The 13,588-nt window shown below is 45.8% G+C and carries 13 protein-coding genes and 2 pseudogenes; 10 read left to right on the forward strand and 5 right to left on the reverse strand.

The genetic code is table 11. The annotated features are described in order from the left end of the window. Positions 1-61: 61 nt before the first annotated feature. The 3 genes from K7I13_RS14465 to K7I13_RS14475 form a co-directional block, all read right to left on the reverse strand. On the reverse strand, positions 62-310 hold the full coding sequence (locus K7I13_RS14465; protein WP_255946781.1) for a hypothetical protein: 249 nt from the start codon (positions 308-310) through the stop codon (positions 62-64). A gap of 74 nt (positions 311-384) precedes the next feature. Then, entirely contained in the window at positions 385-873 is a 489-nt protein-coding gene (locus K7I13_RS14470; RefSeq protein ID WP_255946783.1) for a hypothetical protein, read from the reverse strand. 35 nt (positions 874-908) lie between these two features. Then, positions 909-1,322: a hypothetical protein gene (locus K7I13_RS14475; protein ID WP_255946785.1), complete on the reverse strand. Its 414-nt coding sequence runs from the start codon at positions 1,320-1,322 to the stop codon at positions 909-911. 171 nt (positions 1,323-1,493) lie between these two features. On the opposite strand from K7I13_RS14475, the gene argC reads away from it, so the two are divergent. The 3 genes and pseudogenes from argC (at position 1,494) to K7I13_RS14485 (ending at position 2,545) form a co-directional block, all read left to right on the forward strand. Next, positions 1,494-2,348: an N-acetyl-gamma-glutamyl-phosphate reductase gene (gene argC / locus K7I13_RS14480; protein WP_255946787.1), complete on the forward strand. Its 855-nt coding sequence runs from the start codon at positions 1,494-1,496 to the stop codon at positions 2,346-2,348. Next, positions 2,327-2,386 (forward strand): annotated as a pseudogene (locus K7I13_RS15960) (hypothetical protein); the annotation flags it as partial. The gene argC and the pseudogene K7I13_RS15960, both read left to right, overlap by 22 nt. A gap of 6 nt (positions 2,387-2,392) precedes the next feature. Beyond that, a complete protein-coding gene (locus K7I13_RS14485; RefSeq protein ID WP_255946791.1) occupies positions 2,393-2,545 on the forward strand; it encodes a hypothetical protein in 153 nt (50 codons plus the stop codon). A gap of 68 nt (positions 2,546-2,613) precedes the next feature. Here the strand turns inward: K7I13_RS14485 and K7I13_RS14490 are convergent, their stop codons facing one another. Continuing rightward, entirely contained in the window at positions 2,614-3,879 is a 1,266-nt protein-coding gene (locus K7I13_RS14490; protein ID WP_255946793.1) for a lysophospholipid acyltransferase family protein, read from the reverse strand. A 146-nt stretch (positions 3,880-4,025) separates the two neighbouring features. On the opposite strand from K7I13_RS14490, the gene K7I13_RS14495 reads away from it, so the two are divergent. The 7 genes from K7I13_RS14495 to K7I13_RS14525 all read left to right on the forward strand — a co-directional run bounded on the left by K7I13_RS14495 (position 4,026) and on the right by K7I13_RS14525 (position 11,274). Beyond that, entirely contained in the window at positions 4,026-4,694 is a 669-nt protein-coding gene (locus K7I13_RS14495; RefSeq protein WP_255946795.1) for a hypothetical protein, read from the forward strand. Positions 4,695-4,868: 174 nt separating this feature from the next. Beyond that, on the forward strand, positions 4,869-6,149 hold the full coding sequence (locus K7I13_RS14500; RefSeq protein ID WP_255946797.1) for an O-acetylhomoserine aminocarboxypropyltransferase/cysteine synthase family protein: 1,281 nt from the start codon (positions 4,869-4,871) through the stop codon (positions 6,147-6,149). Positions 6,150-6,343: 194 nt separating this feature from the next. Continuing rightward, the gene (locus tag K7I13_RS14505; RefSeq protein WP_255946799.1) at positions 6,344-6,679 is read left to right on the forward strand and encodes a DUF4491 family protein; all 336 of its coding nucleotides are present in this window, start codon (positions 6,344-6,346) and stop codon (positions 6,677-6,679) included. A gap of 118 nt (positions 6,680-6,797) precedes the next feature. Beyond that, positions 6,798-9,062, forward strand: a complete 2,265-nt coding sequence (locus K7I13_RS14510; protein ID WP_255946800.1) for an ATP-binding protein — start codon at positions 6,798-6,800, stop codon at positions 9,060-9,062. A 419-nt stretch (positions 9,063-9,481) separates the two neighbouring features. After that, on the forward strand, positions 9,482-10,267 hold the full coding sequence (locus K7I13_RS14515; protein ID WP_255946801.1) for a hypothetical protein: 786 nt from the start codon (positions 9,482-9,484) through the stop codon (positions 10,265-10,267). Between the two features lie 114 nt (positions 10,268-10,381). Further along, positions 10,382-10,867: a hypothetical protein gene (locus K7I13_RS14520; protein ID WP_255946802.1), complete on the forward strand. Its 486-nt coding sequence runs from the start codon at positions 10,382-10,384 to the stop codon at positions 10,865-10,867. A gap of 65 nt (positions 10,868-10,932) precedes the next feature. Beyond that, complete coding sequence (locus K7I13_RS14525) at positions 10,933-11,274, forward strand: hypothetical protein (protein ID WP_255946803.1); 342 nt, start codon at positions 10,933-10,935, stop codon at positions 11,272-11,274. A gap of 147 nt (positions 11,275-11,421) precedes the next feature. Here the strand turns inward: K7I13_RS14525 and K7I13_RS14530 are convergent. Next, positions 11,422-13,187: pseudogene (locus tag K7I13_RS14530) on the reverse strand (oleate hydratase). Between the last annotated feature and the right edge of the window lie 401 nt (positions 13,188-13,588).

Below are 13,588 nucleotides of genomic sequence, written 5' to 3' on the forward strand. Positions count from 1 at the left end.
GCAGCCGGATCCCTTCTCCGTAAAAAAAGCGGACTTTTAAAGTCCGCCTTTTTGCATATCCTTACCTGTTTTCAATATCCTCAATTATACGTTTTACTTCAGAGCGGGGAAGCTCAAGAAGAATATATGCTGTCCGGGTTTCCGGATTATACTGTTTTTCCCTTATTGTATATGGGATGCTCAGGAGCGACATGGTTTGAGTCATCTGCTCATACTGCTGTTCGGTATCCGTTGTCTTGAACGTCATTTCCGTTTCAACCCTGATCCTGATTTGCGCAGCCATATCCGCCGCCGCAATTGCTTCCGCCATTGCGAGCGCGACCTCTTCATCCGAAAAACGTTTTTCACCTACCGTAACAAGAGTATCGTGCCTGCGCGGCGGGTTCAGAAACCAGCCGGGAGCGGTCTGTGCCCGGGGCCTGGCAGCGTACGTATGTTCCGTTCCCTTTCCGCGACAACCGCCGCTGCGTCCGGCGGGATTTGTTCATTCGGGAATTCTCCCTCACGGACAGCCGTTCCCGATAAAATCCGGGGTTCGTTCGATCCTGCCATATTCCCCATTCCGGAAGTGGCAGTCAGCTCCTGCAAATAAATACCGGTTCCCGGTGTAATGTTTCCTGTTTCAATATGATAAGTTGAATAATCCATTCTGCTTATTCCCGTCATTTCCATCACCGTAGTCATTTCCATTTCAAAAAACAGACTGCCGTCTGGTTTGACAAGCGTCGGCCAGGGTTCGAATTTTTCATCGCCGTCTTCTGAGGTAAGATACCGCCAGGTATAAAATCCGTCTTTTACCGTTACAAGCTGTTCCCTGTTCCGGCCGCTGTCCGTCAGATAATACACACCGTCATAACTGCCGTCAGCTTTCATATCATCGGTAATATAGGTAAAGGTTCCTTTTACGCTTACATTACAGGCAAGTCCGTTCTGCTCAATGGTCCCGCTCCAGAAAAATGATCCGTCCGGATTGATAAATCCTGAAATGCCGGAATTTTCCTGGCAGGTAATATTCCCGAATTATCGGCCGTGAGGCGTACGAGCAGCAGCGGATCGGCGAATGTGCCATTTTCGCTGCGGACAACAGTGCCGCTCTGTTTTTGGGTTAATTCCTGAATCATTTGCATTCCGCCGCTTTGCATCGCGAACATATATTCAGCCTCGGTTCCTTTAATGAGGCATTCAAAGTCATACAGATACCAGCCGTCCCGGAGAGGCAGCAGGGATGTTTCCCGGAAATCCCGGACCGGCCCCGCAGTTTTACAGGAAATGATACATACAATATATAACAGGGAAAGAAAAACGGTTTGCAGCTTTTTCATTCCGGCAGTATGCCACGCTTAAAAACCGGAGGTCAAGCATCGGCATATATTCCGGTAATTGACCTTTTCAGGAAATACCCGGTAGTATACTTCCGGGCGGGTACAGTAAAATGCCTGCGGGGAGAAGTATAGTCAAATAATTTAAATTAAAGGTGTATATAAGGTGTATATATGGTTACTGCTGGAATTATAGGTGCGACCGGCTATGTCGGTGTTGAGCTTGTCCGATTACTGATTGCGCACCCTGGAATTTCCTTACTCATGCTTAGCTCTGTATCATTTGAAGGGCAGAACATTGCCGACATATATCCCAATCTGCGCGGACAATTCCGGGGCAAAACAGACGGTACTCTGACCGACGCGGATTCCGTTTTAAGTAAATCGGATGTTATTTTTACAGCCCTTCCTCACGGCCTTGCGGAAAAATATGCGGCTGACTGTATCGCAAAGGGCAAAAAACTGATAGACCTCTCCGCTGATTTTCGCTACGGAACGGATGAGCCGGTATTTAAAGAATGGTACGGCGCTGACTGGCAGTTTCCTGAGGTCCATGCGGAATCCGTATACGGATTGCCGGAAATGTACCGGAGTGAAATAAAAAATGCGCGGGTAGTAGGGAATCCCGGCTGCTATGTTACCGCGGCAACCCTGGCACTGCTTCCTGTACTGAAAAACGGCCTGATAAAAACAAATCCGGTTATAGTTGACGCAAAAAGCGGAGTAACCGGAACCGGGCGGAAACCGACCCAGACAAACCACTTTTGTGAATCCGGCGAATCCTTTTCCCCCTATGGAATAGGAAAACACCGGCATCAAAGTGAAATTGCCCGGAACATGACCATCGCCTCAGGCGGGCCGGTTTCAGTAGTTTTTACTCCCCATCTTGTACCAATGAACCGGGGAATTATCGCAACGGTTTACGCCGAACTGTCGGGGCTGTTTCTGATCCTGATTCGCTCCGCGATCTCTTTGCCGGATTCTATTCTGACGAACCCTTTGTCCGCATTCTTCCCCGGGACAGTATAGCGACTACCCGGAATGTGCGGGGTTCAAATTACTGCGATATATCAGTGCATATAGTAAATAACGGCACAATGCTCGAAGTTGTGTCCGCTCTTGATAATATGCTGAAAGGCGCCTCCGGGCAGGCTGTGCAGAATATGAATCTGATGTGCGGTTTTCCGGAGACTGCCGGACTTGAATTGATCCCCCCGGCTTTTTAAGTGTCCGCGCAGACCGGCATTACGGATATTTTTCCCTGTATTCCTCAATACATTTATAATAACTTTTTTCATATCTTCCGAAACTTTGGAGAGGGCCTCTTTTTGTTTTCTTTATACAGTTTTGAGTACTCGGAAATATGCATAGGATCTCCGGGAACTATAACAGGGTTTTTCATAAAAAAGTTCGCACGGTTCCGGAGAGTTCCGCCCTTTATTCTTTCTGCAAGGTCATAGAAATTGTTTGCGATTTCTATATACTGTTCTATATGGGCATTATTGGGAATTTCGGTCAGGCTTATGTAGGACAGAAGTTCCGACATTTCCATATGCCGCATCGCGTACCAGGCTTCGCCGGTTTCCCTGTCCGTCATTGCCATGCGCAGGGGTGTCATGTCATCTAAATCCTTTCTGAAAATGCGGTCCCAGCCCGCGGCCCGGACCCGGTATATCCGCGCGATTGACGGATCAGTTTGGACCGGAGTAACGCTGAGAATCCGTTCGCAGGCCTCCAGGGCGGCAATAAGTATAGCACTCTGATTATTCCCGCAGGGCTTTCCTGAAAGTTCCGTGTAAAATTCCTGGAGGGTTTCCAGTATCGCTTTTCCGATTGTTCTGAGCCTGCCTGAAAAATCCGTACCGCCGGACACTACCCCGCATTCAAGTTCTAGATTCCGGAGAAATTCATCCAGCTTTTTTTCCGCGTTTTTTCCGTACCGGTAATGCTGCGAAAGAGGCAGAAAAATGACCTCTTCGTCTCTGTTTTCACGGAGTAAATCTTCTTCGCACCAAAAACAAAAACGGGCCGTGCCTGTTTCGATTTCCCCTGGCTGTTCGCTTCTGTAGGTAACATGGCCTTCAGGCGCGAGTGCGAGCGGGAAGGGACCGTTTGCTATTGTTTTTCTGATAAGATTCATCCCCTTTGAATCCATGTGTATATGGTTTACCGGAAGCGCCCCGACCCGGGGAAGGAGCCAGCGTACAAAATTACCGGACCAGAACATTACCTCAACTCCGTACACAAAATGTACATGCGTCGGATTTTTCAGCTTTATTTTCAGTTTACGAGCGGCCTTTGGAAGTGAATGAAGAAAAAGATAGGCCATGAGATGGGGATCATCGCCATACGGATGGCGGAACCCGACAATCAGCCGTATTTTCTTTTGCTGGAAATCACGGTACGCGGAAACCAGCCGTTCGGGGTGCAGTATAACCGGTTCCCTGAAATGAAGGGCCCTGGCGGCTAAAGGAAGTATCGGACGGGCTATCCGGATTATCGGATAACTGATTTTTGCTTCCGGCACATCCAGCGCCGGAAGCGGTTGTGTTTGAGGCATATACATAACTTTCAGTGTAAGGGCAGAACCCGAAAACCGCAAGCAGGTTTATTGAGGTTTTACAAAAGACGGTTTTCCGGGGTGTCTTGCACTGAATTTCGTGTTATACTATCCGAAGTTATTTCCTCGCAAATTCAGGAGTTTATATGCGTGAGCAATTTTTCAGAAGAATTATTCCGGCTGTTTTTATTTTACTTGTATGCGGCTGCAAAACTACCGGGTCAGCTATTAAGTCCGCACCGCTGGGAAACGGATTTTCAATTTCAAATGAAAAGATATATCATCTCGACGGGACCTTTATGGAACACCTGACTCTGCCTGTTGTGGCTTCCATAAACGGAATTATCATTGCGAACGGCGCAATTGAGGACGGAAAATTATCAATAGATATTCCGGCGTCTTCAGGCGAATATCCGGAACTTCAAAATGATAATGACATGGCCATGCAGTTCACGCTCCTGCCTGACGATCTGATGACAGGGACTCTGGAACTGAGTTCCATTATGGATGGAAACAGAGTTATCATAAAAAACTGTGAGTATAATACACAGTATCAAACCCTCACCAATATTGTGTCATACGTATATGCCAGTACAGAAGCGGAAATAACGGGAATGTACCGAGAAACGGAATATGAATCAGGCAATCCGGTACATCTTATTAAAAACGCGTCCATCCATTATCTTCCCGGCTGGAACCGTTTGAACACCCGGCTGACTTTTTCCGCGGCTGACGCCGAAAACAATATGTATATAGCGCTGACAACAGATTCCGTAAAAGCAAAAAACAAATGGTATATAGCCCTTGAGGAATAAGCCGGCAGACATATGTTCCGGCAAAAGTCCGAAGGGCAAAGACCTGATCAAAGGAGATACCGGTATCTGAAATTTTCTGCTTTAAGGCGGAAAAGACCATTTACGTTTTTCCGTCTTTATGGTACCATCGGACTACTAAAAAACCAGTTTGCGGAAATTGCAACAGGAGTCTGTATGGCATCATATCATATCGGTACAAAGTGTATTCAGTCGGGATACGTTCCGGAAAACGGCGAGCCGCGTATCCTTCCCATTGTGCAGAGCACTACTTTTAAATATTCTTCAACCGAACACATGGGCCGTCTGTTTGATCTGGAGGAATCCGGTTATTTTTATACAAGACTGGCGAATCCGACCAATGATGCCGTTGCGGCAAAAATTGCCGATCTTGAAGGAGGCGCCGCCGCGATGCTGACATCCTCCGGTCAGGCCGCCTGTTTTTTTGCGGTCGTAAATCTTTGCGGAGCCGGAGACCACTTTGTCTGTTCTTCCACAATATACGGAGGGACCTTTAATCTGTTCGGGGTTTCCCTGAAAAAGCTGGGCATAGAAGTTACCTTTGTGCCTCCCGATGCGGATGAAGATACCCTGCAGGCGGCTGTCCGCCCGAACACAAAGGCCTTTTTCGGGGAAACCATTGCGAACCCCGCGATGACTGTGCTGGATATTGAAAAATTTGCCCGCGTGGCCCACCGTAACGGTGTGCCGCTTATGGTAGACAATACCTTTGCCACTCCGATCCACTGCCGTCCCATTGAATGGGGTGCCGACATTGTAATCCATTCAACAACAAAATATATGGACGGACACGCGACAAGCGTGGGCGGCTGCATTGTCGACAGCGGTAATTTTGACTGGGAAGCCAATGCCGGAAAATTTCCCGGACTGACCCAGCCCGATCCGTCCTACCACGGTGTGATCTATACAAAACAGTTCGGAAAAGCGGCCTTTATTATGAAAGGCACTGCCCAGATTATGCGCGATTACGGCGCAATTCCATCGCCGTTTAATTCCTTCCTGCTTAATATCGGTCTGGAAACCCTGCACCTCCGCATGAAGCGGCACGCCGAGAACGCCCAGACTGTCGCCGAATACCTGAGTACCCATCCCAAAATATCCTGGGTGCGGTATCCCGGACTCCCCGGCGATTCACAGCACGGCCTTGCGGAAAAATACCTGCCGGAGGGCGGCTGCGGAGTGCTTTCCTTCGGTGTTAAGGGCGGCAGGAAGGCGGCTGTGACTTTTATGGATTCACTGAAACTTGCGGCAATTGTTACCCATGTTGCGGACGCACGTACCAGTGTACTCCATCCGGCCAGCCACACTCACCGGCAGCTTTCCGATGAAGAACTGGAAACCGCTGGCGTTTCTCCTGATCTTATACGGTTTTCTGTCGGGATTGAAGATTCCCGTGATATAATTTCGGATATATCAAATGCGCTCGACGCCGTGTAAATACTATATCGCAATGTAATGCATCATTTCGTGATATATCACGATGCAATATATAGTCAAATAATTCGGATTACTTGACTATTCCCGATTGTAAGTGTTTCTGGTGTAAAGAAAAAACTGATTCTTTACATCAGAAACGTAAGTTAATGGTGTATATTTAAAAATCCAAAATAAACAAACAGGAGCCTCTGACTATGAACTGGGACGGAATTATCACCGGGTTCGGGACGTTTTTGATCATCGGTATTTTTCATCCGATTGTGATAAAAACGGAATATCATTTCGGGAAAAAAGCGTGGCCGCTTTTTCTAGCGGGCGGCATTATATGCTGCGCAGTCTCGGTAGTTGTAAAGCAGAATATTGTTTCCTGTCTGACTGCCGTAACCGGGTTTACCATGTTCTGGAGCATTCATGAACTCATTGAACAGGAAGAGCGGGTTAAAAAAGGCTGGTATCCGGCAAAACCGGCAGAAGAAACTTCCGGAATGGATATCCTTGAACCCGAATCCGGCGAAGAAGACGTTTCATAATATGTAATAGTCCGGGACCTCCGGGCAGCCGGACTTTCTTTCCTTGAAGAGTTTCAGTCCCTGTGTTATAATGATTTCGAGCATTGACGCCAGGGGCGCCTTCGCTTAAGGAAAAAAGATGTTCCTGATAAATAGTGATATTGTGCTGTTTTCTCTTTCACTTGTCATTTCGGGTATTTTCATCTATATAATTGCGCGCCTGTGGTTCGGAGATACCCGGAGTCCCCAGCTCAAAAGTTTTCTGTTCCTGGGAATTGTTGTATATTTCTGGACCATTCTTAATGCGGTTACAATGGTTATCCGTCCTGAGTATTTTTCCTTTGCCTACACACTCAGGATGATAATGGTCTGTTTCCTTCCCTACAGTTTTTTCTGGTTTTTCCTGAATTTTACTGAATCGAAGCTGGCTCATTCCCGTACGGTATTTATTATCAACTGGACTATTCCGGTTATTGACACGATAGCGCTTATCACAAATCCGCTGCACTGGCAGTTTTTTAAAAGCTATGAATATCCGAAATCTTTGCCCGGTCCGGTTTTCTGGGTCCACACTGTTTTTGCATATGTAACTATCCTTGTGGCTTTTATAATTTTTTTCCGGTATCTCGTAAAAACGGTGCGCAAAAAACCTTCAATCCTGATTACCGGCCTCGGTATTATGCTTCCCTTTCTTTTCAATATGGGATTTACCTTCGGGTTTTTCGGGATCAAACACGATCTTACACCCATCGGATTCTTTTTCATGTTTATGCTGTTCGCCGTATTTTCCTATAAATCGCGGCTGTTCAGTTTCAAGACAACCGCTCTGACCAGTATTTTTTCTTTCCTGAAAGACATAATTATTATTGTGGACGGCGACGATATAATCGTGGACGTGAATGAGTCTTTTTCCGAGACCTTCCCGGACTTTGATCTGAAGGGCGGAAAGGCAACCATTCAGGAACTGATCTCTTACTTCCGCAGAAACTCCGTGAGCAGTGTGCCTCCTGATCTCTTCGGTTTGAATTATTTAACCCAGGAAGAGGGCGGAGAATTTACCCTGAAAACATCAGGCAAAGAGCTTAAAACCCTGGCGGTTTCCCAGCGGCTGGTAGTAACCAAAAGCCGGTTTTCCGGATCTGTTATTACGCTGTCGGATGTAAGCGTTTACCGGGCAATGATCAGTGAAATAAACAGCAAGAATGCGCGGCTGGTCGAACTCAAGGACCTTGCCGAATCGGCTTCAATTGCAAAGAGTAAGTTTCTGGCCAATATGAGTCATGAAATCCGTACCCCGCTGAATGCCATAATAGGCATGACGCAGATTGCAAAGAACGCCAATGACTTTGCTAAAATCAATGACTGCCTGCAGAAAATAGAGGACAGTTCAGGTCATCTCCTCGGCATTATAAATGACATTCTGGATTTCTCAAAAATTGAAGCCGGGAAAATTTCCCTTGATAATAAAATGTTTTCCCTCACTGAAAGTATTGATTTTGTTGTTTCAATGTTTAAAAACCGCGCCGCTGATAAAGATATCAGCCTGAAGCTGACAATAACTGAACTCGAACATGACGGAATTACAACGGATTCGCTCAGACTGAACCAGGTTCTTATCAACCTTTTGTCAAACGCGGTAAAATTTACCAACAAGGGCGGCAAAATTGATCTCATTGTCAGCGAGGAATTTTATGAAAATGGCCGGAGTACGTTCCGTTTTTCCGTACAGGACAATGGTATCGGTATTGATCCCGAATATGCCGCAAGCATATTCAATCCTTTTGAACAGGGCGGGAGCAGCATAAGTACTCATTACGGCGGGACCGGACTCGGCCTCGCAATTTCAAAAAATATTGTAGCCATGATGAACGGCGATATATATGTCAGCAGTGTGCCGGGAAAGGGCAGTGTCTTTACGTTTACAATCCGGGTGCCGTCACAAAAAAAAGCCGAGAGTACGGAGAAAAAAAATATCGCGGAAAAAATCGAGGTCCCTGATTTTTCCGGAAAGCGGATTATGATTGTTGATGACATAGAAATTAACAGGGAAATAATCTTCGAGCTTTTAAAGGATTCGGGGATTGAAATGAATACTGCCGAGAACGGCAGGGAAGCTCTGGACCTGTTTACCGGTTCCCGGGAACATTACTATGATGTTATTTTTATGGATATGCAGATGCCTATTATGGATGGCTGCACAGCGACAAGAGAAATACGGTCATCAGGAAGGGCTGACGCGCTGTCAGTAAAAATTATCGCAATGACCGCGAATGTAATGAGAGAGGACGTCCAGAAAGCCCTTGATTCCGGGATGGACGGACATCTTGCGAAACCGATAGATACAGCTGAAATGTTCCGCATGCTGCAGAATGTATTTTATGGGGACTTTCAGATGGAACCGTAAAAAGCAAGATGCTTTTTCAGCAGGGGATTGGTGTGAGGCGTCTGCCGCTGAAATACGGACCGGAAGAAATGTTCGAAAGTAACAGTCTTGAAACGATTACACTTGAACTGACAAGCGGCATGAATGAAAGGGCACCAACGCCGGGCAGATAAACACAGCTGTAACGCCGGAGACAGTTCAGAAAAATCTGACAGAAAAAAACTGTCACTGTCTTCAGTTTTACCTCAGGGATTGCCCTTCTGCAGAATGCTTGCTGACCGGCTTATGCGCCGGACGCTTGAATATCCGAATATGTATTTTTCGCGGAAAGACATATGATTTTTACCGGATAATAAAATTTTCCTTTCTTTTTTTTGTTTTGCTATTACACTTTATATAAAGGACTATATATTTTCTCAACACATTAAAGGAGTGGTAATATGAAGTGTCCCCATTGTGGCAAAGAGATTCCCGATAGCGCAGAATCCAAAAAACTTGAGAGACTGACTAACGAGGAAAAGGCAAAGAACAAAGCATACTATGAGAAGATTGAGGCATCAGGATATAAAAACAAGGTGAAAAAAACACCTTTAACCGAAAAGGATTTTAAGGGCATGAAAGCTGACAAAGCCGCCTTGCTTAAAGGCCATGCAGTATTTTTCTGCGAGCAGGAATATAAGACTCCTGCCGATGAAGAGCGGGCAAAAAAAGGCCTTAATACTGATTTTGTTACCGCCATCAGGACCTGGATGGAAATAGACGGTAAAAAGATTCATATGAACGCGTCAGCCGCAGAAATCAATACTCTTCTGTCTGCGAACACCGGCAAGCCCGCTGCAAAAACAGCGGCAGCCAAACCTGCGGCAAAGGCCCCGGCGGGAAAAGCACCAGCGGCAAAACCTGCAGCCAAGAAAGCCTCTGCCGAAAAAGCAGCCAAACCTGCGGCAAAGACCCCGGCGGGAAAAGCACCAGCGGCAAAACCTGCAGCCAAGAAAGCCCCTGCCGAAAAAGCAGCCAAACCTGCGGCAAAGGCCCCGGCCGCCAAAACATCAGCAGCCAAACCTGCTGCAAAAACAGCGGCAGCAAAACCCGCGGCCAAGCCTGCCGCCGGAAAAACAGCGGCAGCAAAACCCGCGGCCAAGCCCGCTGCCGGAAAAACAGCGGCGGCAAAACCACCTGCAGATAAAACCGCGAAACCGGCGCCCGCAAAAAAAGGCACTAAATAACCAGTCAGAAAAAATGAAAGCTGCCAGGCAGGTCTGTCCGGCAGCTTTTCTTTTTTATTTCAAAGTAGAAAATTGTATAATTATCGCTATGCGCTTATAACATAAAGGAATAAAATGAGTAAAACCTTTGGAAGCAGTCATTCCAGCCGTTTTATCGTTAATCCTGATGAAAAGACAGAGCAGTCTATAAAAGAAATGTTCGGTATTTCCGGCGATGAAAATATTCAGCTGATTATTGATGATTCCTCCTCCTTCAGAAAATTACAGACTGTTGTTGTGCTTACAAACAACGGAATATACTGGAATTCAAAAGAAGATTATTTTAAAACGATATCAGGCAACACAGAGTCTGTAATCAGAGGAAAGGGCTTCGCATCTGTAAAACAGTTATGTACCTCATCTGTATTTGTGAACACCGCGAGGAACGGTTCCATAGTGTATATCATAGGAAACTCCTCTCAGCTTCTGATTCCCTTTCGGAACTTTTTTCAGGAAGCGCCGTTGAAAATAACTTTTTTTGATTATCTTGCAAATTACAGCGGCGGCTATAAACCTGAAGATTCAAAAAATGAATCCGTGTATAAAAAAATCCGAGGATAAAACAGAAAAAAAACTGGCTAAGTGTTTCAGGAATTTTTGATATTATAAACTACGGGCTTATCGGATTGCTGCTTTTCAATGTTTTCACCAACCTGATTCCAGATACCGATATCCTGTTCTTTAATGAAAAGCTTATATGCATATCCATGTTTTTCAGGCTGCTCAGTATCATATCGGGAGGCAAATACTCAGTATATTCAACATTGCTTTTTGTTGTATTTATTGTCGCCGGTCTGTTCTTTTTTCTTTATTCAGGATTTACCCCGAAGTATATGTATCTGATCTATAGTGCGGGGATTGTGATTTTATCGCTCGTGAATTTTGACTGGATATTCAAATATCTGCTGATGGCTTCTGCGATTGCGTCGGTTATATTACTGGGGTTATATTATTCTTCCATGATCTGATCTGCCCCCAGACTATTAACATCAGTACTTTTTTTGCATACACCTGAAAATAATGTTTAAGATGTATGGATATTTTTGAAATATAAAAAGGCCGCCGTAAAGCTATCCGGCGGCCTTTTTATTATGCGGAATCTTCCGGTAAAGCTTTTATATTAAACCGGACTTTTCAAGCATTTCGTGAACAAAGGTCCCTTTCGCCTTATCCAGTCCCTTCCGTTCAAGCCATTGCAGAATAAAAGGAAGTTTTATTTCGGTAATTTTCTTTCCGTCAAGGAGCTGGCGTGTGGCTGTTAAAAGCACCCGTATATCAAAACAGGAAGCGAAGGTTTCAGGAACACCCCGGTCGACATTCAGGAGAGTGTACACTGCCTCCATAGCTGTCCGCACTGAATACTCGGTTGTAAACACCGTATCCCGTTCGGTTTCCGCGAAGTTACCGATAAACGCAAGGTTTACGCTTCCTTCCGGCACAACAAGAGGTCTGTCTCCAAGCGCCCTGGGCATAAAATAGGACATGACATAGGGCATCATAACGGGAACAGTATTGGTTGAATTCACTGCGAGATCATGGATCTGGTTTTCCGGAACACCCATGTGATACAGCCATTCTTCCGCGATCTCTATTCCGGTACATTCGGTAATCGGTTTTTTAACGTAATTGCCGGGAACATCATTAAAGAGCGCGTAGAACCATACTACCAGTTCATTCTTTCCCTGTTTTTGGAAATGGGGCTGCCGGTTCAGAGTCCAGCTCAAAAGCCAGTTTGAATCCTTGACCGAGACAATACCGCCGGTTACTACTGTTCCGGCAAAGGGGTCCCGTTTACAGATCTTTTCAATGTAGGGAGGGATCTTATCGTCCAGAGTGGTAATGGTTGCGGATACGAATTTGGTTTTATCAATATCACCGCAGAATTTATCGGGTTTGCCGAAAGCAGGGTCCTTTGACGCGAGTTTTTTCCAGAGGCCCCAGCTTCCTCCCGGAGAGGTATTTATTTTTGCCGGCGTTTTATGATCACCCAGTGACGAACTCTCCGTAATACTTCCGTTGGTAACGAAAACAAAATCATTTTCAGTAAGGTTGATGGTCCCCGCTTTGCCGTCCTGGGTGTACAGGATTTTTTTTGCGGTTTTCCGGCCGGCTGAAATATCGGTTTCAATATCAGTGACCACGGTATTATACATAAACTGTACGCCGTTTGCTTTCAGATGGGCTACCAGAGGAAGCACCAGTGATTCGTACTGGTTAAATTTAGTGAACTTCAGCGCCGACAAATCGGGAAGTCCGCCAAGATGGTGGATAAAACGCATAATATAGCGTCTCATTTCCATTGCGCTGTGCCATTCCTCAAACGCGAACATGGTCCGCCAGTAAAGCCAGAAGTTTGATTTGAAAAAGTGCTCGGAGAAAACCTCATTGATTTTCTTGTCATTCAGGGATTCTTCGGTTGAAAGGAAAAGCTCTATTATTTCCTTTGTCGCCTGGTCGTCAATGGTAAATTTTCCGTCCGTCTTGCCGTCCTGTCCCTGGTTTTGGGTGGCCCGCATGTGTGAGAAATTCGGGTCCTTTTTGTTCAGCCAGTAAAATTCATCCAGAATTGAAATACCTTTTGTTTCAAGCGAGGGTACTGACCGGAAAAGGTCCCAGAGACATTCAAAATGGTTTTCCATTTCCCTTCCCCGCGGATTACCCATCCCTGGGGTTCACAGATACCGTCAAGGCTTCCGCCGGGAATTTTCAGTTGTTCCAGAACATGAATATGTTCGCCCTTCATTTGGGCATCTCTGAGCAGAAAGGCGGCCGCCGCCAGTCCGGCGAGACCTCCTCCGACAAGGTACGCTGATTTCTTATCTACGCCTTCCGGTTTCGCCGGATGCGCGAAAGCCTCATAGTTTCCGTTGCTGTGGTACATAGTTTTTCTCCTATTGATATTTTGTACTCGAATAATCGCGTATATCTTAAATATAGGTATGCAAAATTGCAGAAGTCAACAAAAGCGGAGACATGAGGGTGCATAAATACCGGTTTTTATGTGTATCCGTTCACCAGCCGAAACGGATCAACCTTTCCCTTTTTTTTGATACGATATAAGATATGATTCAGTATCGTATCAGAATTTTAATAATATTAAAGAAAAAACAGCCGTCTGGGTCTGCCGTATATATTTCCGGAATGAAAACACCGTCTGCGGTTTTCAGGACTATTTTTTTCAGCTTCCTTTTTGCTTTCCGTTTCGGAAAGAAAATGCTGGATTTAAAGCGGCTTCCGTATTAAAATAAAATACACAGTTACGGGGACAATAAAAAGTGCGGT

The sequence above is a fragment of the Brucepastera parasyntrophica genome, assembly GCF_022376835.1.
GTDB lineage: Bacteria > Spirochaetota > Spirochaetia > Treponematales > Treponemataceae > Brucepastera > Brucepastera parasyntrophica.